Here is a 26,759-nt window from a genome sequence, read left to right on the forward strand (position 1 = left end):
GTGCCGAAGCACTGCGATCTTTATACGGCGGCTTCTCCGGAGGAGGGGTTTTTCAGTAAATCTACGGCATCATTTAGGGAAAGCCCTTTGTGGAAAAAGTATCCCTGCAGATAGTCGCAGCCTTCAGCCTGGAGAAGCTCCTCTGAGATTCATTCTCCACACCTTCTGCAAGAACCTTGGCGCCTAGATTTCTGGACAGCTGGATGATGGAACGTATGATGGCCAGATCTTTCTGGTTTCCTTCATCAATACGCCGGATGAAATCCATGTCGATCTTCAGGATATCCACGGGCAGGTAGGTGATGCGGCCAAGGGAGGAGTAGTCTTTTCCAAAATCATCCAAGGCCACGAGAAATCCCAGTCGTTTTAGAAGCATCAGATTGTCAATGACGCGGCTGTCTTGATGGAAGGCGACGCTTTCGGTGACCTCCAGTACAATACGGCTGGCATCGGCGGATTCTTCGAAGAGGATGCTTTTGACTTTTTCACAAAAAGTTGGATCCAGAAGCTGCTGCAAAGACAGATTAATGGAAAGAAAAAGAGGATAGGGATGATGCTTCTGCATCGTTCTCAGATCTTTGCAGGCCTTTCGGAAGACCCACAGGCCAAGCTCGTGGATAAGACCTGACTTTTCAGCAAGGGGAATGAATTCCCCAGGTGATACGGGTCCGGTTTCGCTGCTGGTCCACCGAAGCAGCGCTTCAAAGGCGATGATGTGGTGATTTCTCCCAGAGAGCTGGGGCTGATAGACCAGGTGAAACTCTTCACGCTCCAATGCACCCTGAAGATGAAAGAGAAGTGTTGTGCTTCTCTTCACTTTTTCTTTGATGGAGGCATCGCAGAGGGTGACGGTGTTTTTCCCCAGGTATTTGGATTCATACATGGCCATATCTGCATTTTTCAGAAGTTCGAGTCCGGTGATGCCATCCACCGGGTACACGGCCACACCGATGCTGGCGGCAATCTGAAAGCTTCTTCCTTCGACGGTCATGGGTTTTTGGAAAACCCCTTGGATCTCTTTCAGGTACTCTTTCATTTCCTGTTCTGTGTTGGTGTCGGACACCATGAAGAGAAATTCATCTCCCCCTGCCCGGGCGATGATGGTCTGTTCCCTGCGGATCGAGGAAAGACGTCTGCCGGTTTCTTTCAGAATCTTATCCCCAGCCTCGTGTCCCAGACTGTCGTTGACATTCTTAAAGGTGTCCAGATCCAGGATGGCCACCCAGAAGGAAGACAGGATCTCTGAGGAACTGGCCAGTTTTTTCTCCAGCTTCTCCTGGAAATAATCACGGTTCGGAAGTGATGTCAGGGAATCTGTATAGGCCAGTCTCAGAAGGTGTTCCTCTTTCTTTTCCAGAAGTTTTCGATGTTCTTCAATTTCTCTCAGATAGGTGCGAACCTGACATTGATACCGGTCAATGAGCAGCAGGATGGAACCCAGTGAAGTATAGATGAACAGTCCTGGAAGAGCTTCGATGGTTCTGGTGGTGATGGTAAAAAATGCTGCGCTGAGGATGCTTAAGAAGTTCAGAAACAGAGCGGTTTTTAGACCGATCTTTTTCAGCTGCAGCACAAGATATACGGAGATCAGCATCTGAAGGGCTGTGATGACCCCGGGAAGATTGAAAAGCTCCAGATGATCCAGTGGATGCCGGGTGGAAATGATTAAGAGGATACCTAGAAATGAATATAAAAAGATGGAGGTGATGAGAACAATGTGACTCATCTTTGTTGTGATTTCTTCTCGTACAGATTGACGTAGCATAGCCATCTCCTTCTCTGATGCGTATGGAGATTCTTATTTTGCTGCTCTATACCCAGTTGATTTTCTCATAGAATCTTTACTCTCTTTATCGGAGAATCTGGCCTGAAGTTAATTGCATAAAAAAGATTGAGAGATTTTTTATGATAAAAACCGCCGCAGCTCTGACACTTTATGAAACAGTTGAGCTGCGGCGTTGTGTGATTCATTTCAGAGCACTTCAGAAAGGGCTAAAACGAGAATTCCTGAAAGCACCGTGATGATGCTGGCATACTGAGGCTTACTTAGTCTCTCTTTCAGAAAGATTCTGGAAAGAAGCACAGAAAACACACTGTATGAGGCGATGAGAGGGGCGGTGATGATGGCGTTTCTCGCCATGGCAAAGACGTAGAAAAACTGTCCCAGGGTTTCAAAGGCTGCGGCCAGTCCTCTGTCCTTTTGTTCCAGAAGAGAGAAGGGTTCTTTCTTTATTCTGAGATAGAGAAGAAGCAGGAGTGCGCAGAGGAAAAAGGTGAACTCATAAGCGAGAAGCGCCTGATCCTCTCCGATGAGCTGAAGCTCATCCAGATAAATAGCATCAAAAAATGTCCCAAGTCCATCAATGATGCTGTACAGGATGGGGAACAGGATGGCGAAGAGCCCTGTGCGGTACTTCTTTTTTTCCTGGGGGGAGAGAGGGAGAAGATCCGCTTCTTTTTTCTCTTCCAAAGCCAGGGCAAGAATCCCCAGGGTGATGGTTGCGATGGCTAAGATTTCCATCCAGCTTAAGGTGTGGTCAAAGAAAAAGAAAATGAGAAGCGCAGTGACCACACCGGAGGAGTTTTGTATCGGAGAAGAGATGGAAAGCTCAATATAGCGCAGTCCCAGATATCCGATGGTCATGGACAGGATGTACATGAAGGACACAGGGAAATAGGTGACAAGATAGAGGGGGGAGAACTCCACGTCCTTTATCACCATATAGAAGAACCCATGGAGACCCATGACAAGACCCACCATGATGGCGGTCTTCAAGTGACTGGTTTTATCAGAAGGGGCAGCGCCCTTTTTGTAGAACAGATCAGAGAATGCCCAGGATAGGGTGGTGATGATGGCAAACAGTAACCACATAATGAATTGTCGCTCCTTTGTTGTGTATTTTTGGTAATGATAAATTATATTAAGTTTACTTTGGAATACTCAGTACCCTTTCGGATGTGGAGAAACCTATATCATCATACCTTACAGCAAGGTTTTTTGCATAGCGCTTTTTTGAAGAAAGTACTGAAGTTTTTGCAAAGGAGCAGGAAGGAAACTCTTTCTAAGTAAGGTGTTTTCAATGGTTTTTAAGAAGTGTAAAAATAATATTGATCTGAGAGAAGCAGTTCACAGCTGAACTGGAATAATCCTATGTTTGTGGCGTGTTTTATTTTGGCAATCCATGGACAATATGGAAAGGCTATGAATATTTTGTCAAAAATTCAAGGGTGTATGGCATACGTTTCTAGTGAAGATTATAATAATATTATACTTATTTGTTTTAGAATTAACGAAAAACTGAATGATCAGCATAAATGCTCCAAAGAGGATTCTGAGAAAAGTACGAGTAAATGAGGGGTTTCTATGAAATCAAGGTATCTTTATCCGCTGAGTGATTCTTCCGTTGAAGAAAGGGGAGGGAACAAGGCGAAAAATCTGAGGTATCTGATGAAGCGCAAGTATCCGGTGCCTAAAGGATTTGTGCTTGCTTATGATGCACTGGAGGAGTATGAGCATGGCGGAACTGCAGTTCTTAGTCACATACGGAAAGAACTGCTTGAACATCTCCATCCGGAGATTTCCTATGCGGTCCGTTCTTCCGCTTCTCTGGAGGATCAGGGTGATTTTTCCTGTGCTGGAGCCTTTGAAAGTTATCTTCATGTACGGGGAGCGGATGAGGTTCTACGGAAGATCCTTGAGGTCTGGGCTTCTCTTCAGTCCGAAAAGCTCATGGCTTATCTGGCGCAAAGCGGACTGACAAGAAGCAGCATCCGTATGGCAGTGATTATTCAGGAGATGGTCCATGCGGAAGTCTCTGGCGTAGCGTTTTCTAAAAATCCAATGACCGGTTTTTCAGAGATCATTCTGGAAGCCGCAGTGGGAGATGGGGAATCTCAGATCCTGGAGAAAAAAGCACCGGAGAGATGGGTGGAGAAGTGGGGAGTCTGGAAAGAAAAACCTTCGGCTGCACTTTTACCGGAAGAAGTGTCAAGAAAGCTCTGTGATGAGGTGGACTCCATTGCAAAAGGGTATGGACGTCCAGTGGACGTGGAGTGGGCATACGATGGAAAGAACATCTACTATCTTCAAGTGAGACCCATCACAAAACTGGACATACCGGTGTATTCCAACAAAATCACAAAAGAGATGCTGCCTGGTGTCATCAAGCCTTTGGTGTGGTCGGTGAACACTTCCTTCATCAATAAGATCTGGCGGGAGATTCTGGTGAGTCTTACGGGGGATCAAAGCATCGATCAAGATCACCTCACGGGCTATTTTTACGGAAGAGCCTATTTCAATATGGCCCTATTTGGCCAGGTGTTTGAAAGCATGGGCATTCCCTATGAAGGCCTTGAACTGCTTCTTGGGCTGGAGGAGGATGGACCAAGAAAGCCCCATCTGAAACCTGGAATGAGAGCCCTGAAGCGGGCGCCCAGTCTTCTTAAACTGACCGCTTCCTTTCTGACCGCCGAGAAAAAATATTGGAAGATGGAAGAGAGGAAACGCTCCCGCTACGAGGAGCTTGCTGTAGCCATTGAGGATGCCAATAGTCCGGATGAGTGTCTTGTTCTTGCAAAAGAAGTGCTGAAAGAAACAGAACCTGTGACCTACTATAATATCATGCTGCCTATGCTTCTTATGATGATGCATAGGATCCTCAAAAGCACCCTGGAAAAAGAAGGGGTGGATGTAAGGCATCTTACATTGTCCGGTGTGGAGGAAGCGGCAAGAAAGTACAGTCCCCATGTGCATCTGGCGGAGATCCGAAAAAAATACCATTTGCCGAAAGAGATGCTGACAGTGGACGAGAAGAGGGCTTTGGAAAAAGAAATCGAGGAGTTTTTAAAGAAGTTTGGCCACTTTTCAGACAGTGGCAATGACTGCTCCAAAAAACCATGGCGGGAGACCCCTTTACTGATTTATGAGATGCTTCAGGCGGGTGGAATGGATGTGAAGGAAGAGAAGATCACCTTTTCGGATCTGCCCCGTCCTGTGAAAAGAAAGCTGAAAAATCGGGTGCTGTACAGAAGAACCAGCAGTCTGGCGGTGACAAGAGAATCGGTGAGCTCTCTTTATACCTTCGGATATGGCCAGTTCCGACGCATCTTCATAAAGCTGGGCAACCTCATGAAAGAAGAGGGGCTCCTCGAAAATGAGGAGGATGTGTACTACCTCTATTTCAGAGAGCTGGAAGACCTGGTTCTGGAGCATAAGAAAGAGGATCTCAGAGCTTTGGTGGTGAAGAGAAGGAAGGATCTTCTCCGATATCAGGATGTGGCGGTGCCGGAACTCATCATTGGACAAGATGAGCCGCCTCTTCAGGAGGAGAAGGCAGGAGATTATGAAGGAATCCCCACTTCTCTGGGGGTTTATACAGGACCTGCCCGGGTGCTGCGTGGACTATCTGACTATCATCTCATGACCCAGGGGGATGTGCTGATCATCCCTTACTCCGATGTGGGATGGGCACCGCTTTTTGCCAGAGCCGGCGCTGTGATTTCAGAATCCGGTGGGATTCTTTCCCACAGCTCCATTGTGGCAAGAGAATACAGGATTCCCGCTGTGGTGTCGGTGAGAGGCGCCCTTAGGATCAAGGATGGCACCATGGTCACCGTGGATGGATACAGTGGTAAGATCAGTCTCATGAACCCCTGGGAGGAGGAAAACAGATGAAGGAATGGCAATTATTCATACTGCTTGCGCTGCTGGGATATCTCATTGGCTCCATTTCTTTTGCCCGTATTCTGTTTCATATCAAAAGACCGGGAGTAGAACCGGTGAAAATCCGGACCGTCTCCACAGACGGTTCCATTGTTATGGAAACCCATGCGGTGGGTGCCACCAGTGCCCTTCTTGCCTTTGGGAAAAAATGGGGACTTCTCATTATGGTGCTGGATCTTCTGAAAGCTTTTGTGCCCATGGCTCTATACATGGTACTGGGAGAAGAGCCCCATGGGCATCTGGTTCTTGGAAACTTTATTCTCATCGGCCATCTGTGGCCGGTGTATCACCTGCGAAAAGGAGGTGGAGGGAACTCTACAGCCATGGGCATGATGCTGGCCGCAAGTCCTCTGGGATTTCTTGTGACCCAGATTCTTGGCATGGCCATTGGCATGAAAGTGAAAGGCGTGATGTTCATGGCAGGCATCCTTCTTGCCATCCCCTGGTTCATGATCACAAAAGGAATCTTCAGTGCGGAAACACTGTTTGCCCTCGTCATGTCCGTCACCTATCTGGCGGCACAAATGCCTGAAACACTGAGATTTCTCCAGTGGAAAAAGAAGGGCTATACTTTTGAGTCAGATCAGGTGCTTCATATGATGCGCCATGGCAAGGGAAAGACGGATAGAGATGAACAGAGGGAGGGGTAGATATGCTGAATGCAGTAAAACTGAGTAAAATTTATGATGGAGGGAAGCACCCGGTACATGCCTTGGTGGAGGTGGACCTTACTGTGGAGGAAGGGGAGTTTGTGGCCGTGATGGGACCTTCCGGAAGCGGAAAATCCACCCTGCTCCATCTGCTTGGAGGTCTCGATTCTCCAACTTCCGGTGCGATTCTTCTGGATGGGAAAGTGGTGTCCAGCCTGTCTGATAAGGAAGCCACGCTTCTACGAAGAAGAAACATCGGATTTGTGTTCCAGTTTTATAACCTACTGCCTACCCTCAGTGCAGAGGAGAACATTCTTCTGCCTCTTCTCATCGACGGGAAGAGGCCGAAGGGCCATGAGAAAGAGATGGAAGCCCTCATGGAGAAGGTGGGGATTCTTGAAAGAAGATCCCATAGACCCAGTGAACTCTCTGGAGGAGAGCAGCAGAGAGTATCCCTTGCAAGAGCGCTGATCACAAAGCCCAAGATTCTCCTAGCGGATGAGCCCACGGGAAATTTGGATTCCAAGACGGGAAGTCAGGTCATGGAGCTTCTTGCTCTTTTGTCAGAAGAAATGAAGCAGACCATCATCATGGTGACCCATGATCCGAAAGCTGCTTCCTATGCGGACCGGCTGGTGTATCTGGTGGATGGGAAAATCAGGACGGAGCTCCACTTTGAGAAGGATCTCCCGGTTCCGGAAAAAATGAAGAGAATTCTGCGTAACCTTGAAGGGGAGGAGTGATCATGAGACTTGCAAGGCTTCTGACCATCCGGTCCATGAAAAAGAGAACCTCCAGGACGATTCTGACGCTTTTTGGGATTCTCCTGGGGGTCAGCGCTCTTTTTGCCATCAATCATGTGAATGAAAAAGCGTTTTCCTCTCTGACTTCTTTTTTTGAAGGCACCTCTGGAAAAGTACATCTGGAAATAAAAAATGAGGCTTTAGGAGAAACTGTCCCTGTGGAGGTCCTTGAAAAAGCAAAGGAGGTGGAAGGTGTTGAAACTTTGGTGCCTGTGGTGGAAGCTGCTGCTCTTCTAAAAGAGGAGAAAGAGGAAGAAGAGAATCCTCTTTCCATGGGGGTTCTTGGACAAGGGCAAAACGGAATCACGCTCTATGGTGTAGACCTTCAGCTGGAGAAAACTGTCAGAGACTACACTCTGGCGGAAGGGTCTTATTTCAGGGAAGACAGTGATCTTTCAGAGATTCTTCTGGTTCAGGACTATGCCAAAGAGAAAGGGCTGAACCTGGGAGAAAAGATCAAGGTGCAGACATCTTCTGGTGTGCTGGAAGTGAAGATTGTTGGCCTTCTCAAGAAGGAAGGGGCAGGTTTTCTTCAGCTTGGCAAGGCGGGATTTTTGCCTCTGGAGGGTTTGCAGAAGCATCTCGAAATGGAGGAAAGCGTCACAAGGCTTGATGTGAGGGTAAAAGGAGAGTCTGAGGATCCAAAGCGGGTAGAGGATGTGGAGTATGCACTTCAAGAGGTTCTGGGGGAAGGCTATCAGGTGAGTCCGCCCTCTGCACAGTCCGGGGATACCAGCGGAATGCTTTCTGGATATCAGATCAGCCTCAACTTCATGGCGGGCATTGCACTTTTTGTGGGCGCATTTCTCATCTATAATGCCTTTTCCATGACCGTGACGGAGAGAAAACGGGAGCTTGGGATTCTTCGCTGTGTGGGCCTCACCCGCGGACAGACGGCCCTTCGGATCCTGGAGGAAGGAATCCTTTTAGGATTCTTTGGTGCTTTTCTGGGGATTCTTCTGGGCATTCTTCTTTCCGATGGTCTTTCCTATTTCATGGAGCGTTTCTTAGGTCAGCCTGTGGAGCGTGGCGGATATTCTATAGCACTCATCCTAAGAAGTATGGGCATCGGTGTTTTTGTGACCCTTCTTTCAGCGGTCCTTCCGGCGCTTCAGGCTGGGAAAGTTTCGCCTTTGGAGGCGCTTCGGGTCCATACCCAAAGAAAGGAAGGGCGTCTTGAACGGTATCTGTGGGTTCCGGGGCTTCTTCTGCTTTTGGTGTCGGCAGGGATTCTACTGGCCAATCCTTTTTCCTATGATGTGCAGTTCAGACTGGGCAGCCTCACGGTTTTTTCCCTCTTTGTGGGGGCAACCCTTCTCATCCCAGGCACCATAAAGTTCTGGCAGCGTCTTCTAAAAGGGTTCTTTCGCATGCTTTTTGGGGATATGGGAGAGCTTGGCAGCCGGAACATCATGCGGGCAAAAAACAGAACCATGCTTACGGTGGCGGCTCTGATGGTGGGGGTCTCCATGATTGTATCCACGGAAGGCATCACGGGTTCCTTCAGAAAGGATCTCAGTGTATGGATGGATTCCTATCTGGGTGGGGATGTGTTCATCAGTGCAGCCCTTCCAGTGGAACTGAGTCTTCGGGAAGAGATTGAGGATCAGGAAGAGACCCTTTATGTATCACCCAGTGTGATGGAGACAGCTTACTGGGAAAAGGGAGAAGAGACAGACGAGTCTGTGACGCTTCTTGGCATTGATCCCAAAACCTATGGAGAAGTCACAAGCTATGTCTTCAGTGAGGAAAATGTGGAGGAAGAGGCGGTCCTACAGCGGTTTGCCATGGGCAGGAAGATCTTCATTTCGGAAGCTTCAGCGGCAAAACTGAATCTTACGGTGGGGGATGAAATGGTATTGAAGACGCTGGAGGGGCCTGTTTCCTTCGAGATCATCGGGGTGCTTCTTGATTATTCCAGCCAAGGAACCTTACTGACAGCCACCCTGGACGATCTTCAGCAGTACTTCGGCGCAGACAAGGCCAGCGGATTCTCCATCCGGCTGAAGGAGGGAGAAGATGCGACGGCCTATGTGGAGAAGCTTAGAGATCTTTTTGAGGAAGACTATGAACTTCTCATCGAATCCAACAAAGAGCTTCGGATACAGGCGGAAAATCTCATGGCTCAAGCGTTCAGCATGTTTGATGTGCTGGGGCTTCTGTCCGTTGTGGTGGCAGCTTTAGGCGTTCTAAACACACTCACTATGAGTGTTCTGGAAAGAACCAGAGAGATTGGCATGCTGAGAAGCATGGGGATGACTCGGGCTCAGGTGGTGAAGATGGTCCTTTCAGAAGCAGGGCTTCTTGGGATCATCGGAGGAATCCTTGGTCTTTTCCTGGGACTTCTTCTCAGTTATATCCTCATTTCCGCCATGGGCATCATGTCCGGGTATCAGCTGGAGTTTTTGCTGCCAAGAAGTGCCATCTACACCAGCATTCTGGTGGCTTTTGTCACCTCTCTTCTGGCGGCGGTGTTTCCTGCGAGAAAAGCAGCGAGGATTCCGGTGCTTTCTGCCATACAATATGAATGAGAAAAGACGCTGTTTGCGGCTTTTTGCAGGAGTTATATGAAATAAGAAAGGGTGGATTGAGGTTTGAAACCATGATCTATCGCAGTTCTTCTGACAGGTCAGATCCCCTGGGGTTTGACCTTTTTTCTTTTTCAGATTATCCTTGACAACGTTTTCTTCCGGTGTAAAATGATAGATAACCTATCATTTTAATAGAATGACTATCAATGTCGGAGGTGCGCTATGTCCCTATTAAAAAATGCAAAACGAAAAGCCGTGGTGGAAGAGGCGAAAAAGCTCTTTCTATCAGAGGGCATCCAGCAGGTGACCATACAAGATCTGGCGAAGCATCTTTCCATGGGAGAGGCAACGCTTTACCGGTACTTCGGAAAAAAGCAGACTCTGGTCATGGAAGCAGGGATTTTCATATGGGAAGACATTCTGGAGCAGATGGAAGGCATCGGGAAGAAGGCCACAGGCTATGAGAATATCGAAGCATTCTACAGTTTTTTTCTCACAACCTTTCAGGAGCATAAGGAGTTTTTCCTTTTTGCAGAGGAGTTTGACCAGCTGCTCTTTCAGGAATCCATGGAAGAAGAGCTTCTTCTCGCCTATGAATCCGTGATCCTCAAGCTGAAAGGTCTTTTTGATGGGCACTTTCAAATGGGGCTTCAGGATGGAAGCATCAGAAGAGGGGTGGACCAGGATCTTTTCTATTTCAGCACCAATCATGCAGTGCTTGGGCTCTGCCGAAAACTCGCCAGAGAAAAGAGTCTTATGAAGTATGAGGACCGCATCGGAAAAATCAGTCAGATCCAGTGTCTTCTGGACATCTGCCTGAATTATATCAAAGTGGAGAGAGGGGAAAACTAAGATGAAAAAAGTGACAAATCGGGTCATGTGGATTTTTGCCATGGGTCAGCTGGGCTGGTCCATTCTTTCTGGCATCGTTGTGAACTGGCTGGTGTATTTTTATCAGCCTGTGGAGGAGCTTATAGAGTCCGGCCATCGGGTGTATATCTCACAAGGCGTTGCTGTGTTAGGCGTTTTCACGCTCATTGGGGCCATCTCTGCCCTGGGAAGAATCATCGATGCGGTGACGGATCCTATCATTGCGTCCTTATCAGACCGGAGTGCCCATAAACTGGGGCGGAGGATTCCTTTTCTAAGGGGATCTGCACTTCCATTTGCCTTGGTGACAGTTCTGATCTTCATGCCGCCCGTGGCAAAAACAGGGGGCCTTAATAATCTCTGGCTCATGACCATGATTTTTCTTTTCTATGTGTTCATGACCCTCTACTGCACACCTTATACTGCACTGATTCCAGAACTTGGAAGAAGTCAGAAGGACAAGATCAATATCTCCACGTACATCTCCATCACCTTTATCCTGGGTACTGCTCTTTCCTACGGAGCTCCGTTCATCTGGGACATGTTCATTGCAGGGGGAATGGAAAGAACAGCGGCCATGCAAAGGACCTTTATGATCCTGGCTGTCATCGCTCTGATTTTCATGTGGATACCTGCGCTTCTCATTGACGAGCGTTCATATGTCCATTCCGTGCCTTCAAAGAGCAAGGCCTTTGAGTCGCTGCTGAAGACCTTTCATAACAAGTATTTCAGGATTTTTGTCCTTTCTGATGCCTTGTACTGGATCGCTCTGACCATCTTCCAGACGGGACTGCCCTTCTTTGTGGTACGGCTTCTAGGGCTAGAGGAAGGGATGATCACAGTGCTGTTTTTGCTCATGACCTTCACCTCTTTCCTTTTTTATATGCCCGTGAATCTTCTGGCAAAGCGCCTGGGGAAAAAGAAGCTGGTCATCACTGCATTTTTTCTCTTTGCTCTGGCCTTTCTCTTCACAGGGCTGGGTGGTCTTCTGCCCCTGTCTGGAAAAGTCCATGGATACCTTATAGCCATCCTGGCTGCGGTGCCCATGGCCATCCTGGGGATTCTCCCCCAGGCCATGGTGGCGGACATTGCCCAATATGACAGGGAAAAGACCAGCGAAAGCCGTGAAGGGATGTTTTTTGCGGCAAGGACCTTTGTGTTCAAACTGGGTCAGTCCGTAGCCATGGTGCTGTTCACCTCTCTTGCAACCATTGGACAGGACACAGGTCTTGGCTATCGTCTAGGACTTCTGGGGGCTTTGGTTTTATCACTTCTTGGCGCTGTGGTCCTCTTCTTCTATAAAGAAGAAGACATCCTTTTAGGGATCCAGGCTCTGGAGAAAGAAGCATGAAGAGCGAAAAAGCATCTCTTTTAAATTTAGTCAAACAGCATTCTGGAGGGAGTAAGTTATGGAAAGAGAAAAGATCATCTTTGGCCATGTCATGGATGAAAAGACCATAAAAAAGGCAGAAGCCAGCAAAAGAAAGTTCATGAAAGAGTTTGGAGACGAGGAAGGAAAGACATACTATCTGAAGGCAGAAGAGAACGCTGTTCTCGGAAAAAGAATGCAGGTGGAGAATCTTCTCCTGTCTGAGGAGCCCATGGTTTTTCCGGAAAATGCCTTTATTGTAGGCAATATCCGTATGGGTTTTGGCCATTACCGCATCGCCATGGCCATAGCCAGCTGTGCCCATGCGCTGGGATACAAACCCTATTGGTTTGATCTCAGCAGTTTTCATGGCACCACGGGCAGTGAAATGATCAAAAAACAAAATGCGCTTTACTCTTTTGGATCAAAGCTTTCCCAAAGAAGCAGACTTTTCAACCGATTGTACTGGGAGCCTCTCAACAGTGAAGGTTTCCGGAAGCTTTCTTATAATGCGGTGGATCAGAAAAACGCGGAGCTTCTGGTGCCCCTTTACGCCAATTTTCCGAAGGACATCCCCTTTGCAGGAACCCATGTGTGGCCTGCCCAAGGTGCAGTCCATGGGGGACTGAAGAATGTGGCCAATGTGATTCCGGACAACTGGCCCATGGGGCTTCATCTGTCTGAAGGAGCCCTTCATACGGTGCAGACGCCCTTTGCCTACGCGGGCTACAAGATGCTGAAAGGAATGACAAAAAAGAAAACCTTGGGTATGCCTTCCGGCAGCCTTCTGTATACAGGTCATTATGTGGACCATGAACTGGTGTCAAATCTATACGAAGACACGGAAAAAAGAAGGAAAAGGATCGAAGAGGGAAGACCTTTAAGGCTTCTCATTCCGGTGGGCGGGGCAGGCGCTGGAAAAGAGATGATTAAAGAGCTTCTCAGGTACCTGGCACCAAGGATCGAAAAGAAAGACGTGCAGGTTCTCTTAAACTTTGGAGACCATCTGAACATGTACGAGGCCCTTTGCAAAGAGCTGCCTGAACTTATGAAGGGAGCGGCGGTGCACTTTGTCACCTATGAGGAAGTGGAGAAGATGGCACTTCATATGGACCAGTATCCGGAAGGGGTCCATGTCTTTTATCATCAGGATATCTTTGAAGCGGTCTATGCCACCAATCTTCTCATGAGAGAGTCGGATCTTCTCGTCACAAAGCCCAGTGAGCTTTCTTTTTACCCCATCCCGAAGCTCTTTCTGAAACGTGTGGGAGGTCACGAAGCCTATGGTGCCATTTATGCTGCCCAGCAGGGAGATGGCACGTCAGAATGTGAAACGAAGGAAGAAATGATCGGCATGATGGAGGCGCTGCTTTCTCAGAAAGAGCTTCTTCTTGCCATGAACCAGCGTATCCTTCAACTTCATAAGCAGCAGGTGTATCATGGTGGATATGAAGTGGTGAAGCTTCTGACGGAGAGAGAATCATAAAGTAAAATAGAGTCCTGTGCTTCTAGAAGAATCAGAGAATACTAAAAAAGTTCAGCTCTATCCAATGACAGAAAAATATGCAAGAATATCACCATGAACCTTTGATAATAGAGGGATTCATGGTGATTTTTATCGCTCTTTTTTTTTGAAAACGATTTTCCGCCTGTTCATTTTTTAGGATATTTTAGGAGAATTATCGGTTTTTAGAACGTTTACATCAGTCTACAATGAAACTATCAAAACAAACGGGGGTAACATACATGAAAAAAGTCGCATCTTTACTACTGTCTGCCGTGATGATTCTTTCACTGGCAGCATGCGGAACAAAAGAAGAGGCACCAAAGGATCCAGTCAGCGAAAATCCTGTGGAAACGCCTAATGAAGAAGATAAAGAAACCAAGAACCTTGTGATTTACTGTCCGCATCCACTGGAATTCATCAACCCTCTGGTCAGCGAGTTTGAAACCCAGAGCGGCATCAAAGTGGAAGTCATCGCAGCAGGGACAGGAGAACTGTTAAAGAGAGTAGAATCTGAAGCAGCAAATCCACTGGGGGATATTTTCTGGGGTGGATCTCTTTCCACAGTAAAGCCACTGATGAATCTTTTTGAAGACTATACCAGTGCCAATGAAGATGCAGTGCAGGATGACTTTAAAAATACAGAAGGACCACTGACAAGATTTACAGACATTCCAAGTGTTCTTATGATCAACACCAACCTCATCGGAGATGTGGAAGTGAAGGGCTATGAAGACCTTCTGAAGCCTGAACTGAAGGGTAAAATCGCCATGGCAGATCCTTCCAAGTCCTCTTCTTCCTATGAGCACCTCATCAATATGCTCTATGCCATGGGCGAAGGAGATCCTGAAAAGGGATGGGACTATGTGGACAAGTTCATCCAGAACCTGGATGGAAAGCTTCTTTCCGGTTCTTCAGCAGTTTATAAGGGTGTAGCAGACGGAGAATATGTGGTAGGCCTGACCTTCGAAGAAGGTGGCGCAAAGTACGTGGCTGATGGCGCACCTGTAGAACTGGTTTACATGGAAGAAGGCGTAATCTCCAAGCCAGACGGTATCTATATCATCAACGGAGCCAAGAACATGGCAAACGCCAAGGCGTTCATCGATTTCATCACTTCCAAGGAAGCACAGACCATCATCGTGGAAAAGCTCAACAGAAGATCCGTTCGTAAGGACGTTCCTGCGCCAAGCTACATGATGCCAAAAGAAGATATGAACATCATCTATGACGAAGAAGACTACGTGGTCGCCAATAAGAATGCATGGCTTGAAAAGTTCAACGACATATTCACAGACTACTAGAATCCATAGAAAAAAGAGTCAAGCGGAGAAAAAGGAGCCCACAACTTCGTTGTGGGTTTTCTTACGCAAAAAATACCGAAAATCGGAGTAAAACAAAGGAGAAAAAATATGAGCAATTCTATTGGAGTCAAAAATGCGGTGAAACGCTTTGGGGATGTCACAGTCATTCCAGATCTGTCCATTGAAATCAAAAATGGAGAATTCTTCACGCTCCTCGGTCCCTCGGGCTGCGGAAAAACAACCCTTCTAAGAATGATTGCAGGCTTCAACAGCATCGAGGGAGGAGAGTTCAAGTTTGATGATAAAGTCATCAATGAAATCCCTGCCCACAAAAGAAACATCGGTATGGTGTTCCAGAACTATGCGATTTTCCCGCACCTTACGGTCAGGCAGAATGTGGAGTATGGTCTGAAGATCCGTAAAATGGAGAAGAAAGCCATGGAAAAAAGAGTGGATGATATTCTGGATGTGGTGAAGATCAAGGAGTATCAGGACAGACTTCCAGAACATCTTTCCGGAGGACAGCAGCAAAGAGTGGCGTTAGCTAGAGCCATCGTCATTCACCCCAACGTCCTTCTCATGGATGAGCCTCTTTCCAATCTGGATGCCAAGCTCCGAATTGAAATGAGAAGCGCCATCCGGGATGTTCAGAAGCAAGTGGGCATCACCACGGTCTATGTCACCCATGACCAGGAGGAAGCTCTGGCCATTTCTGACAGAATCGCTGTCATGAAGGGCGGGATCATCCAGCAGGTGGATGCGCCGGAAAAAATCTATACAAGGCCTTATAACGTGTTTGTGTCCACCTTCATCGGTCACTCCAATCTGTTCCACGGCATCGTGGTCCAAGAGGAGAAAGGCATCGGCGTGGAGTTCATGGATGGCACAAAGACTTACCTCAATACTTTAGCGGATGTGACACCAGGGACGAAGGTCACCGTGGGGATCCGTCCAGAAGAGTTTGGGCTATCTGAAACAGGGATTCTTGCCAGAGTGAAGAACAAGACCTTCCTTGGCAGATACATTGTCTATGAACTGGACCTTCCAGAAAATATGATTCTTCCTGGACAGAGCTCCATTGAGTTTTCCCAGGATCTTGGGCAAGCGGAGAAGCTTTATGAAGTGGGCGAAACATTCTTCCTGAGACCCAACCCTTCCAAGATCAATGTCTTTACTGAAGACGGGGAGAAGAGCCTGATAAAGGATGTGAGATGGGATGGCTAAAAAACGTTCCTTTACCTTCTGGTCCGGTGTGACCCTGGTCATCGTCCTCATTTTTACACTCTTTATTGTATATCCGCTCCTGTCGTTATTTGTCAGTGCTTTTAGAGATCCTGAGACCCAAGCCTTCACCCTGGAGAACTTCATGAAATTCTTCTCGAAAAAGTACTATATGAGAGCCCTTGGAAACAGCTTCAAGGTCACCACCCTGACCACGCTTCTGGCCGTGTTCATTGGTGCGCCTCTGGCGTATCTCACCACGGCTTTCAAAATCAAAGGGAAGGGACTTCTGGATATTCTTATCATCATTTCCATGCTGTCTCCACCTTTCATCGGGGCTTATTCCTGGGTGCTCCTTGCAGGAAGAAGCGGCGTGATCACTACTTTTGTCAGAAATACCTTTGGGATTGAACTGGGGTCCATCTATGGATTCGGCGGTATCCTGCTGGTGCTGACCTTAAAGCTTTATCCCTACATCTATATGTACACCAAGGGCACTCTGAAGAAAGTGGATGCCTCCCTCATCGAAGCCAGTGAAAGCCTGGGCTGCTCCGGCATCAAGAAAATCTTTACCGTCATCATGCCGCTGATTACCCCCACCATCCTTGCCGGAGGCCTCATCGTGTTTATGAATGCTCTGGCGGATTTCGGTACACCGATGCTCATCGGAGAAGGGTTCGTGGTCATGCCGGTTCTTATCTACAATGAGTTCATCAGTGAGATGGGCGGTTCTGCAAGCTTTGCAGCGGCCATCGCGGTGATCCTTGTTATGGTGACCTCTGTGATGTTTGTGCTGCAGAAGTATGTGGTGAACAAAAAATCCTTCACCATGAGCTCCTTAAGACCCATCCAGGCAAAGGAGCTGAAAGGATGGAAAAATATAGCAGCCCATGTGCTGATTTATTTCATTGTCCTTATTTCCATCATCCCTCAGGCCACAGTCATCTACACTTCTTTCAAAGCCACCTCAGGAGCCATCTTTGTCAAAGGCTTCTCCCTGGAAAGCTACAGAAAGATCTTCACAAGCCTGGGCGGACCCATTGTGAACACCTATAAATTCGGCATCATTGCCATCGTCATCATTGTGCTCCTTTCCATGTTCATCTCCTACCTCACCACCCGAAGAAAGAGCACACTGACAAACATCATCGATACCCTGACCATGTTCCCTTATATCATTCCGGGATCTGTTCTTGGTATCACGCTTCTCATCAGCTTCAATGACAAGCCACTGATCTTAAGCGGCACGAGTCTTATCATCATTGTGGCCTTTGTGGTGAGAAGAATGCCTTATACGCTCCGCTCCAGTGCGGCGATCCTGTACCAGATCAGCCCCAGCATGGAAGAAGCTGCGGTGAGTCTTGGAGACTCTCCGGTGAAGTCTTTCTTTAAAGTCACGGCCATCATGATGCTTCCAGGGGTGCTCTCCGGTGCCATTTTAAGCTGGATCACCATCATTAATGAGCTCAGCGCTTCTGTCATCCTGTATACCGGTGACACCAGAACCATGTCGGTGTCCATTTATACAGAAGTCATCCGGGCAAGCTATGGAACGGCTGCGGCGCTCGCCAGTATCCTGACACTCACCACGGTGGTTTCGCTTCTCATCTTCTTCAAAGTATCTGGAAAGAAGGAAATCAGTCTCTAGAATTCTAGTGGCGGGAAGTTGTAAACTCGAGTAGAATAGAGTTTGGTATTACATGTTTTAATTGGTCATATGGAACCATGGAGGGAATAAATGAAAAAGAGAACTCACAGTTATTTTAAGGATGACATCCGGCGAATGCTACTTCTCTATGCATTTTTGCCCGCCATGGTTCTTACTTTTCTTCTTCTTTTTATGTTCTTCTTTTACTGGAACATGGAGCTGAAAAATACAGTAGAGGCGGAGAACAATCTCATGGCAGAGAAGTTTCAGGAAGCTTCTCTGAACTACAGCGATTTCATGGAAGAGCTTTCCCAGGATGAGGAAGTGTTTTCTGGAGAACTTTCTTCCGGCCAGCGTGCTGAGATCTATGACCGGTTTTACAGCGTCAGTAACGACATGAAGATCAACGGGGATCTTTATCTTTTCCTGAATGAAAAGGAGCCCATTTTACTTGGCAGGAAAAATCTTCCTTACTATCTGGAAGGGCAGAGCTATGGGAACTGGGGCATCTTCAACATGATGAAGGCAAGAAAGGAAACCCTCTCTGTCCGGGTTATGGAAGAGTCCGAGGGCAACATGCAGCTGGTTTTCGGCCGGCAGGTTCTAAAAGAGGGAGTCCCTGTAGGATATATCGTCATCGTCATGGATGGCAGGCAGTTCCGGGTGCTTTTGTCGGAGCAGTCCTCCCAGACCGTGGTGACGGATGCCATGGGGAGAGCGTATATTACAAACAACTATACCTTTCTAGACAATCTCAACCGGATGACCCTGGAGCTGACGCCGGAAGAAAGGATTCTGGAAACCCAGAAGGATGGGTATTACTTGAGAGGAACAGAGATTCTTAATGGCGAACTGAGAATCTATTCCATGAGAAACATCAACAGCCAGATGAGCTTTTTCTTCACCCTTGGCGGAGTGCTTCTTCTGGTCTTCGGACTGATCATTCTTCTGGTTCTTTACAGCACCAAAAAAATGGCTGCATCCAAAACGGAAGATCTCTATAAGATCATCGATGCCTTTAAGGGAGCCCAGGAAGGGGACTTTACCGTGAAGACGGAAATCCGCAGCCATGATGAGTTTCAGACCATCGGCGATTCCTTCAATGAGATGCTGGAAAAGCTCAAGGTCCAGATCGAGCGGAACAAGGAAATGACGGAAAGGCTCTCTGCCACGCAGCTTCGGCAGCTGAGATCCCAGTTCAATCCGCATTTTCTCTATAACACCCTGGACAACATCCGCTTCATGGTGCATTTTAAGCCGGAGGACGCCAGCAGCATGATTCTCAGCCTGTCGAACCTTCTTCGCTACAGTCTGGACAATCAAAGGGAAGAAGTGCCTCTTTCACTCGATATGGAGTATACAGAGAACTACCTGAAGATCATGAAGTTCCGGTATGGGGATAGGCTCTCCTATGCGGTGAATATGGAGGAATGTGCCAAAGAAGTGCCCATTCCGAAGCTTCTCATCCAGCCCATGATCGAAAATGCCATCAAGTACGGCTATGAAGGTAAAGACCACCTCCATGTGAGTATTTCGGCCTTTATGCGGGAGAAAGAAATGGTTTTGGTCTGTGAAGACAATGGGGCGGGTATGAAAAAAGAAACGGAGGAAGAGATTCTTCAGCTTTTATCGGAGGATGCGGAATCCAGTTCTCATCTGGGTCTTTTCAATATCCACCGGAGACTGAAGCTGAGATATGGGGATGAAGCTGGAATTGAGATCATTTCCAGCGAAGGTGCTGGGACAAGGGTGGAGGTTTCTGTGCCCCTCCTGAAAGAAATAGAGTCTATGAAAGGAGCTGAAGCAGGATGATTCGAGTGCTCATAGTGGAAGATGAAGAATTCATCAGAAAAGGTCTGGTCCATACCATGGATTGGCTGAAAATGGACTGCCTTGTGGTGGGAGAAGCGGAAAATGGAGAAGAGGGCTATGAGAAAATTCTGGATCTCAAACCGGATGTGGTTCTTACAGATATCCGAATGCCGAAACTGGACGGCATCACCATGATCGAAAAAGCCAAGAAGGAAGTGAAGTTCCATTCCATTCTTCTCACAAGCTACGCGGAGTTTGACTATGCCAAGCGCGCCATTACCCTGGATGTTTCCTCTTATCTTCTGAAACCTGTTTCTGAGAAGGAACTGGAGGAGGCCATGGAGAGGATCCGGACGGATCTTAAGATCTACAAGGATCCCAGGGAAGAGGAAAAGAATCCGCTTCTGCGGGAAATGGAAGACATCATGGCCCAGGGAAGTGCCACCAATTACTACGTGGTGGAAACCATAAAAGCCATCACCAAAGAGTATGGGAGTAGAATCAGTATTGAGACTGTTTCTTCAGAGCTGGGGGTGAGCCCCAGTTATCTCAGCAGAAAATTCAAGGAAGTCACAGGAAAGACATTCCTTGAAGTGCTTCATGAGTATCGGATCATTCAGAGTGCGAAGCTTCTCGCCACGGGCAAGTACCGGGTGGGGGAAGTGGCGGACCTCAGTGGGTTTTCGGATTACAAGCACTTCTACAGTGTCTTCAAAAAATATACGGGGATTGCACCCACAGAGTACACGAAAGGATAGGATTGTGAGATATGACAGATGTTACAAGGATCATGCTTTTCAGCGATATGGATGGAACGCTTCTGGGCGATAATATGAGAGTGTCCGAGAAGAATAAAAAGGCCATTGACAGATTTATTGAGGCAGGAGGCACCTTCGGCATTGCCACGGGGAGAAGCCAGGTGAATGTGAAGCCTTTTATTGAAGGGGTCTCCATCAATGGCCCTTCCATTCTCTATAATGGAGCCATGCTGTATGACTTTTATCAGGAGAAAGTCGTTGATGTGGTGACTTTAGAGAAAGAGGGCCTGAAGGATGTGATGAAATGGATCCTTCAAACCTATCCGGAAGTGATGATTTTTGTGTACACAAAAGAGGAGAGCCATCTATTGTCCGGAAAAGATCTGGCGGATGAGAGTATTCTAAAAGACCATGAGCCATATGTGGTGTCGGAGCTTTCTCGTATAGAGCAGGAGTCTTGGGTAAAGATACTCCTTGCTGGCATCGGAGAAGACTTGGAAGCCATCCGAAGACATTTGGAGGAAAAGGATCCAGACCACTACAGATGGGTATCCTCAGCGGATATTTTTCTGGAGATTCTTCCTGCTCATGTGTCAAAATCCACCATGTTCCCAAAACTGAAGAAAACCTTCGGAGAGGAGATGCGTATTGTGGTTCTCGGAGACTACTATAACGATGTGGAGATGCTGAAAGAAGCGGACTACAGTGTGGCCATGGGGAATGCGCCGGAAGACCTTAAAGCCCTGGCCAAGGACGTGACAGGCTTCAATTATGAAGATGGTGTAGCGCAGTTTATTGAGAGGCTTTTGAAGGGTGAGATAGTACTATAAGAGCTCATAGAAACACAATTTCTACTCTTTAAAATCCAATGTAAAATGAGAAAGGCAAACCATGCGGTTTGCCTTTTATAATCTCATTTCTGCTTTGTTTCGTTTCAAAAAATCAACATTGTTTCCAAAAGTACTGGCTGTATCTGCATCATTAGAAAGAAAGAGTTCATAGAGTTCCCGGGAAATCTTAGCTGGCTTAGTTCTCTCATAGATGGTTAGATTCCAGGAGTGCTTACACTTTTTACAGCGATAGATAAGCCAGACATCTACTTTGTTGCCATTGGCATTCACTCTAAATTTTCCGGAGTTTTGAAACTCCTGTTTTTTTCCACAGCCACCGCAACGATGAAACACTTTTATCTTGCGGTGCTCAGTTTGCATTATCCGAAACTCCATTTTTTACAGTTCGAATAATTCGCTGAATACTTTTTTCTGAAAGTGCATACTTTTTAACAAGTTCGTTGCTGGTGTATCCATTACAGTATTCTGTATAGATCGTCAGATTTCTTCTCTGGTAATATCCTTTTGCATCGGTTCTGCTTCCCCATTCCTGTTTCTCCGAAACCGGAATATAGATGGCTTTCCCGTGGACATACTGCTGAATTTCCTCTAGTAGTTTTTGGGGCAGAACTTCTTCTGCTCGAATATAGCTCACTTTATCCTCCTATTTTTTACAGGTAGCAGGATTCATCTGAGCATAGATTTAATATCTTTTATTTATGCTCAGACTACTGAGCCTTAACTAATTTTTTCATCATAAATAAAACACTCCTTTCTGTAATCGATTATATATGGAAATAAATCATTTTTAAACCTCAAGTTTGATTCTAATCATCTATGATCCAAGATCTTATGAAGTATATAAAACTATGCACCTACTGAACTCAAAGATGTTCTCTGCAGAGAAGGTACATAGGACATAAAAAGAAACCGCTGCTGGCATTTTATCAGCCCTGACAGCGGTTTTTAAGATTATGTATAAAGGAAGTAAACTACTCTTCTTCTGAAGGCTTCGTAGGGTTTTCTGAAAGTATCTCCAGAAGATCATCCAAGGAACTGAGGATTGTATCCACATTATACTTGGGATCATCAATCCCTTTGAAGGTGGTCATGAGGGTGCTTTCTTTACAAAGCTCATGGCAGGTGCTTTCTTTGCCCACCAGGGAGACTTTTCTCTGATCACTTTCACAGACGTGGTTTTCTATATAGCCCACCTCAATGAGTTTCCGGATGGCTTTGGATGCGGTGCTTTTTTTCATGCCCAGCCGTTCGCAGACGCTCTGAAGATCTGTATGAGGATTGTTTTTCACATCCAGCACAATCATCAGTTCAGATGGATTGAGATCTTCCTCCTTTGCGATTTCAGCAAGGCTCAAACTCATGAGATGGTTGATCTTTAATAGTTTGGTATACAGGGCATCCATGGTTTCAAAGTTCATATTTATCAGCCTCCTTCCACCTGACATTGGTGATGGATAAAATGTTCAGCTTTTTTCTATAGGGAAACAAGCTCTGAAGACCTTAGGCCTCAGAGCTTTATCATCCGTCAAGTAATTATACCGTCCATCTGTTCACTTTTCAACTAAGCTGCGACAGATTCCTTTTGGGTCTGAGCTTTTTTTACGCTGCTTTCGTGTCAACTTCCAGTTTGATTTTGATATGGGAAGGATCGTAGAGGTATTCTCCATCTTCTTCCTGGAAGGTTTCCACCTTTGCTGCTTCAAGCCTGTTCTTCAGCGCCAGATAGTCTTCCTTTCCGGATAAAACCAGAGTATAGAAATCCAGACCAACTGCATCTTCAGGAGCAGGGGTATCGGTCTGTTTCCAGGAGTTGAAGGCAACTACATGGTACTGCTCTTCCTCAAGACCCACATCACCCATGGCGAAGCTTCTCATCATGAGTCCTTCCGCAAATCCCATGACATCTCTGTAAAAGGTCAGCATATCGCTTAGATTGGAGCCATATAAGTGGATGTGTCCCATTTCCATGTCTTCCAGCGGGCTGTCCACTTTCTCATTCTCAGATAGATGCTGGAAGAGCTCCTCCAGATCCAGGGGGTCACGTCCGTCAGTCAGGGTGCCGTCGGTATAAAGAAACTTCAGGTCACCTGCTTTTTCCACGTAGTGTCCGCGCTCTTTCGTTCGAACATAGAGCTCAATGTCATTTCCTTCCAGATCCTTCAGATAAGTGGTCTTGGACATGCCATGGTCTGTGGGGGAGTTGGGGTATTTCACCGCAAAAAGCATGGCAATGGCTTTGGCCAGTTCCTTTTCACTGGGGTAGAGCAGGGCGAAATGATACATGCCTGTGGTGTTTGAGTATCTTTTCAGATCCTCAACTCTTCTTAAATAGAGAAGAGGCTTTTTGGTATCTCCGAGGACAGCATGATCTTCACTTTCTTCATGGAGGGTCATCTTCAGCACTTCCTTGTAGAAGGCGGTCTGTTCTTTCAGATGCTTCACTTTCAGATGCACGAGACCCAGACGGGTTTTGGGAGACAGCTTTGCCTCACCGGAGGTATAGGGAACTGTTTTCAACTAACTCACCTTCCTGATGGTTTCAAAGGCTCTGGACCATAGAAGCACTTCATCCAGCATGGCGTTTGCATTTACTGCATGGTGTGCGCCAGGCTTAAATACGGAGAAGTTCTCAAAGTCTGTGATCAGGGAAAAGGACACCATGGTTCGTACAGAAGCCAAAGAACGCTCTGCATTGATGCCTCTTAAGGACTGGATGGCAAAGGCGCCGCCAAGTCCGCCGTATCCAACATATCCTACTGCCTTGTTCTTGATTTCTCCATCAAGATAATCCAGGGCATTCTTGAATGCTCCGCCGACAGAGCGGTTGTACTCTGGGGTGACAAATACATATCCGTCAAAAGAAGCAATCTTACCGAGCCATGCGCCTACGGCTGCCATCTGATCTTCGGAAGCAGCAGCACCCAGGAACGGAAGATTGTAGTCCTTGAGATCGACCAGTTCATACTCCACACCTTCATCCTGTCTTGCCACTGCAAAATCGTGGATCCACTTTCCTACAGCTTCACCGTTTCTGCCTTCTCTTACACTACCAACAATGATTCCTATTTTCATGATGTTCCTCCAAATAAATTATATTTTAGTTTTTGTTTGCTAAATTAGTCTACTTTTCAACTAACTTGAGATTATCATACTTCATTTTAGTCTACTTTTCAACTACTTTTATCAAATTTATTTTATTTTTCTTTTTAATGCTGGATAAATAGAAATGAAAAACCGATGAAGGCCATTGATTTTCAATGACTTTCATCGGTGAATATAAATATGGATGTTACTGACTTATGAGGCAGCGGAATCAAGATTCTGATTTCAGCAGTTTTCTGCAGGAGAGTCTATTCGGGCTGAAAAGGGTCAGCTTCTATCGTGTCGGAGATGTTATTTGAAATCAGATAATTCTATAGAAAAGTCATCATGCAGGTATACAGCGACCCACTGATCTGCTTCTGTGATATCCATCCTGTTTGTAAGAGATGAGTCGCTTCCATCAGGATTTTCACCGTAGACGACTTCAATCTCTTGAGGGGGGGGACTGTCAGAGATGAGAACGTTAAACCAAATCAATTCACCTTTATTGAAAGTGCCGTTTTCCTTGCTGAGTTCATAGCTGGAAAAGATCAGCCCTTCCATTTATACATTGACGCCGATGTATCCTATGTCATCAATGTCCCCAAGGGTAATATACGTTCCGGTCCGATCTCTTCCTGTAAAATGTTCCATAACGGTGCATCCGGAAAGAAAAAGCAGCATCAATATCATTGCGGTGAGTTTCTTCATTTCATCTCCTCCTCTGAGCGAATCTATAGATTTATATAAGCATATTATTAATTTCGATATAATAATAGTAATATGAAAAGGGGTAGAATATATAAAGAAGACTCGGAGATCGTAATACTCATGTGATTCTCATGGATGGTTTGAGGAGTCCTATATAAGGTTGAGAATGAACAATCAAAGAAACGCAACTTGCAAGAATCAGGTAAAGGAGAAACAAGATACTTTGAATATCAAATTTTATTCTGCCATCTATTGAAAGAGTAATGGTTACGTGCCTTATGGAAGATTCAAAATTGCCAGAATAATAATATTCATGGAAAATAATAACAAATAAATTGTAAGTACCCGAAAAGAATGATAAAATAAACAATATTCTATAGAGAAGTTGTTCTGGCGTGGATTCCGTGTATCACAGTGATGCATGGAATTTTCTGATATCTGAGCTTCTAACTGGAAATGATAAACGGGGATGTGTTTAGTATGGAAAATAAAAAAGAAAAGCGGGGACAGTTCTCGTCGAAGCTGGGCTTTGTCCTGGCAGCCTCTGGTTCTGCTGTGGGTCTTGGTAACTTATGGAGGTTTCCATTCACTGCTGGTGCCAATGGTGGAGGAGCCTTTGTTCTGGTGTATTTTGTGATTCTTTTTATCATCGGATTTACGTTAATGCTGGGAGAACTGTCCATGGGACGTGCCACCATGCTGTCACCCATTGGTGCATATAGAAAGCTGAAATCAAAGTATGCCTGGATTGGTGTGTTAGGTGTAGCTGCTGGTTTTCTTATCCTCTCTTTTTACAGCGTCATTGGTGGATGGGTCATCCGGTACCTGGTGAAAGCTGTATCCGGGGATTTCAATGTGACAGATGGCGCAGTGCTTGGAGGGCTCTTCACGGATTTCATTCAGAATCCTCTGGAGCCTCTTGTGTATCATGGCATTTTCATGGCACTGACGGTGTTTATTGTCATAGGGGGTGTCGCCAAAGGAATAGAGCGCTACAGTAAAATTATGATGCCTTCACTATTTGTCATGCTGATCCTTCTCATGATCCGTTCCCTGACGCTTCCAGGAGCCATGGAGGGTGTGAAGTTTCTCCTGATTCCTGATTTTTCGAAAATCAATGCAGAAGTGATTCTTGCAGCCATGGGTCAGGTGTTCTTCTCCTTAAGCCTTGGGATGGGGACCATGATCACCTATGGCAGTTACCTTGATAAAGAACAGAACTTGATCTCCAGTGCCATGGAGATTCCGCTCATCGATACCATCGTCGCTTTGGTGGCTGGTCTTGTGATTCTGCCTGCTGTTTTTTCCTTTGGGTTCAATCCGGAAGGGGGACCTGGGCTTTTATTCATCACGCTTCCTGCGGTTTTTTCCCAGATGCCTCTAGGAAGTATTTTTGCAGTGATCTTTTTTGTTCTGGTGCTCTTCGCTGCTCTGACTTCCTCCATTTCCATCCTGGAAGTGGTGGTGTCCTATGCAGTGGATGAAAGAGGCTGGTCCAGAAAATTCTCCACTGTGACCTTGGCTGCGGTGATCTTTGTCATGGGGATTCCCTCTTCACTGGGACAGGGACTCTGGTCCCACGTAAGATTCTTTGGCCGGGACATTCTGGACAACGTGGACTTTCTTGCAAGCAATGTCTTCCTGCCGCTAGGCGGACTTCTCATGTGCCTCTTCATTGGTTGGGTCTGGGGAGTGGACAAAGCCATCGATGAAGTGACAAACCATGGGAAACTTTCCTTCCCTCTGAAAGGGTTCTGGACAGTGATGATCAAGTATGTGGCCCCAGTTGGTATTTTGTTTGTTTTCGCTCAAGCCACAGGGCTGCTGGAGCTGATTTTAGGCGCTAAATAAAATAAACTTAACTTAAGTTCACTTATAGTAAAAAGGCATCCATATCACAATGAACTGCTCCCTGTCAAGTGGA

General features: G+C 46.5%; 23 protein-coding genes. 14 read left to right on the plus strand and 9 right to left on the minus strand.

Going from position 1 to position 26,759, the window contains the following annotated elements; translation table 11 throughout:
• Positions 1–73 precede the first annotated feature (73 nt).
• Both DEF30_RS07910 and DEF30_RS07915 read right to left on the minus strand, forming a co-directional pair.
• Entirely contained in the window at positions 74–1,726 is a 1,653-nt protein-coding gene (locus DEF30_RS07910; protein ID WP_294097966.1) for a GGDEF domain-containing phosphodiesterase, read from the minus strand.
• Positions 1,727–1,972: 246 nt separating this feature from the next.
• On the minus strand, positions 1,973–2,872 hold the full coding sequence (locus DEF30_RS07915) for an EamA family transporter (RefSeq protein ID WP_294097968.1): 900 nt from the start codon (positions 2,870–2,872) through the stop codon (positions 1,973–1,975).
• A gap of 492 nt (positions 2,873–3,364) precedes the next feature.
• Between DEF30_RS07915 and DEF30_RS07920 the strand changes: the two genes are divergently transcribed.
• The 13 genes from DEF30_RS07920 to DEF30_RS07980 all read left to right on the plus strand — a co-directional run bounded on the left by DEF30_RS07920 (position 3,365) and on the right by DEF30_RS07980 (position 21,022).
• Positions 3,365–5,674 (plus strand): PEP/pyruvate-binding domain-containing protein, encoded by a 2,310-nt coding sequence (locus DEF30_RS07920; protein ID WP_294097969.1) that lies wholly within the window; start codon positions 3,365–3,367, stop codon positions 5,672–5,674.
• Positions 5,671–6,372, plus strand: coding sequence for a glycerol-3-phosphate acyltransferase (locus DEF30_RS07925; RefSeq protein WP_294097971.1), 702 nt, complete (start codon positions 5,671–5,673; stop codon positions 6,370–6,372). The genes DEF30_RS07920 and DEF30_RS07925 overlap by 4 nt, the downstream gene beginning before the upstream one ends.
• Before the next feature lie 2 nt (positions 6,373–6,374).
• The gene (locus DEF30_RS07930; protein WP_294097973.1) at positions 6,375–7,115 is read left to right on the plus strand and encodes an ABC transporter ATP-binding protein; all 741 of its coding nucleotides are present in this window, start codon (positions 6,375–6,377) and stop codon (positions 7,113–7,115) included.
• A 2-nt stretch (positions 7,116–7,117) separates the two neighbouring features.
• Positions 7,118–9,706 (plus strand): ABC transporter permease, encoded by a 2,589-nt coding sequence (locus DEF30_RS07935; RefSeq protein WP_294097975.1) that lies wholly within the window; start codon positions 7,118–7,120, stop codon positions 9,704–9,706.
• Between the two features lie 222 nt (positions 9,707–9,928).
• A complete protein-coding gene (locus DEF30_RS07940; protein WP_294097977.1) occupies positions 9,929–10,558 on the plus strand; it encodes a TetR/AcrR family transcriptional regulator in 630 nt (209 codons plus the stop codon).
• A gap of 1 nt (position 10,559) precedes the next feature.
• The gene (locus DEF30_RS07945; protein WP_294097979.1) at positions 10,560–11,927 is read left to right on the plus strand and encodes an MFS transporter; all 1,368 of its coding nucleotides are present in this window, start codon (positions 10,560–10,562) and stop codon (positions 11,925–11,927) included.
• A 58-nt stretch (positions 11,928–11,985) separates the two neighbouring features.
• Positions 11,986–13,431, plus strand: coding sequence for a hypothetical protein (locus DEF30_RS07950; RefSeq protein WP_294097981.1), 1,446 nt, complete (start codon positions 11,986–11,988; stop codon positions 13,429–13,431).
• 260 nt (positions 13,432–13,691) lie between these two features.
• On the plus strand, positions 13,692–14,753 hold the full coding sequence (locus DEF30_RS07955; protein WP_294097982.1) for an ABC transporter substrate-binding protein: 1,062 nt from the start codon (positions 13,692–13,694) through the stop codon (positions 14,751–14,753).
• A gap of 108 nt (positions 14,754–14,861) precedes the next feature.
• Positions 14,862–15,977: an ABC transporter ATP-binding protein gene (locus tag DEF30_RS07960; RefSeq protein WP_294097984.1), complete on the plus strand. Its 1,116-nt coding sequence runs from the start codon at positions 14,862–14,864 to the stop codon at positions 15,975–15,977.
• Entirely contained in the window at positions 15,970–17,622 is a 1,653-nt protein-coding gene (locus DEF30_RS07965; RefSeq protein WP_294097986.1) for an iron ABC transporter permease, read from the plus strand. The genes DEF30_RS07960 and DEF30_RS07965 overlap by 8 nt, the downstream gene beginning before the upstream one ends.
• 90 nt (positions 17,623–17,712) lie before the next feature.
• A complete protein-coding gene (locus DEF30_RS07970) occupies positions 17,713–19,434 on the plus strand; it encodes a sensor histidine kinase (RefSeq protein ID WP_294097988.1) in 1,722 nt (573 codons plus the stop codon).
• A complete protein-coding gene (locus tag DEF30_RS07975; RefSeq protein ID WP_294097990.1) occupies positions 19,431–20,192 on the plus strand; it encodes a response regulator in 762 nt (253 codons plus the stop codon). Before DEF30_RS07970 ends, DEF30_RS07975 begins: the two co-directional genes overlap by 4 nt.
• An 11-nt stretch (positions 20,193–20,203) precedes the next feature.
• Positions 20,204–21,022, plus strand: a complete 819-nt coding sequence (locus DEF30_RS07980; RefSeq protein ID WP_294097992.1) for an HAD family hydrolase — start codon at positions 20,204–20,206, stop codon at positions 21,020–21,022.
• A 75-nt stretch (positions 21,023–21,097) separates the two neighbouring features.
• Here DEF30_RS07980 and DEF30_RS07985 read toward each other — a convergent pair whose 3' ends face one another.
• The 7 genes from DEF30_RS07985 to DEF30_RS08015 form a co-directional block, all read right to left on the minus strand.
• A complete protein-coding gene (locus DEF30_RS07985; protein WP_294097995.1) occupies positions 21,098–21,403 on the minus strand; it encodes a DUF1062 domain-containing protein in 306 nt (101 codons plus the stop codon).
• The gene (locus DEF30_RS07990) at positions 21,393–21,677 is read right to left on the minus strand and encodes a CD3324 family protein (RefSeq protein ID WP_294097996.1); all 285 of its coding nucleotides are present in this window, start codon (positions 21,675–21,677) and stop codon (positions 21,393–21,395) included. Before DEF30_RS07990 ends, DEF30_RS07985 begins: the two co-directional genes overlap by 11 nt.
• A 337-nt stretch (positions 21,678–22,014) precedes the next feature.
• Positions 22,015–22,461: a helix-turn-helix domain-containing protein gene (locus DEF30_RS07995; protein WP_294097997.1), complete on the minus strand. Its 447-nt coding sequence runs from the start codon at positions 22,459–22,461 to the stop codon at positions 22,015–22,017.
• A 181-nt stretch (positions 22,462–22,642) separates the two neighbouring features.
• A complete protein-coding gene (locus tag DEF30_RS08000; protein ID WP_294097999.1) occupies positions 22,643–23,560 on the minus strand; it encodes a VOC family protein in 918 nt (305 codons plus the stop codon).
• Positions 23,561–24,115, minus strand: coding sequence for an NAD(P)H-dependent oxidoreductase (locus DEF30_RS08005; RefSeq protein ID WP_294098001.1), 555 nt, complete (start codon positions 24,113–24,115; stop codon positions 23,561–23,563).
• Positions 24,116–24,436: 321 nt separating this feature from the next.
• Complete coding sequence (locus DEF30_RS08010; RefSeq protein ID WP_294098003.1) at positions 24,437–24,688, minus strand: hypothetical protein; 252 nt, start codon at positions 24,686–24,688, stop codon at positions 24,437–24,439.
• Positions 24,689–24,835, minus strand: coding sequence for a hypothetical protein (locus DEF30_RS08015; RefSeq protein WP_294098005.1), 147 nt, complete (start codon positions 24,833–24,835; stop codon positions 24,689–24,691).
• A 480-nt stretch (positions 24,836–25,315) separates the two neighbouring features.
• Here DEF30_RS08015 and DEF30_RS08020 point away from each other — a divergent pair, with 480 nt between their 5' ends.
• On the plus strand, positions 25,316–26,686 hold the full coding sequence (locus DEF30_RS08020) for a sodium-dependent transporter (RefSeq protein WP_294098007.1): 1,371 nt from the start codon (positions 25,316–25,318) through the stop codon (positions 26,684–26,686).
• The last annotated feature ends 73 nt before the right edge of the window (positions 26,687–26,759 follow it).

Source organism: Proteiniclasticum sp. (assembly GCF_003514505.1).
Lineage (GTDB): Bacteria > Bacillota > Clostridia > Clostridiales > Clostridiaceae > Proteiniclasticum.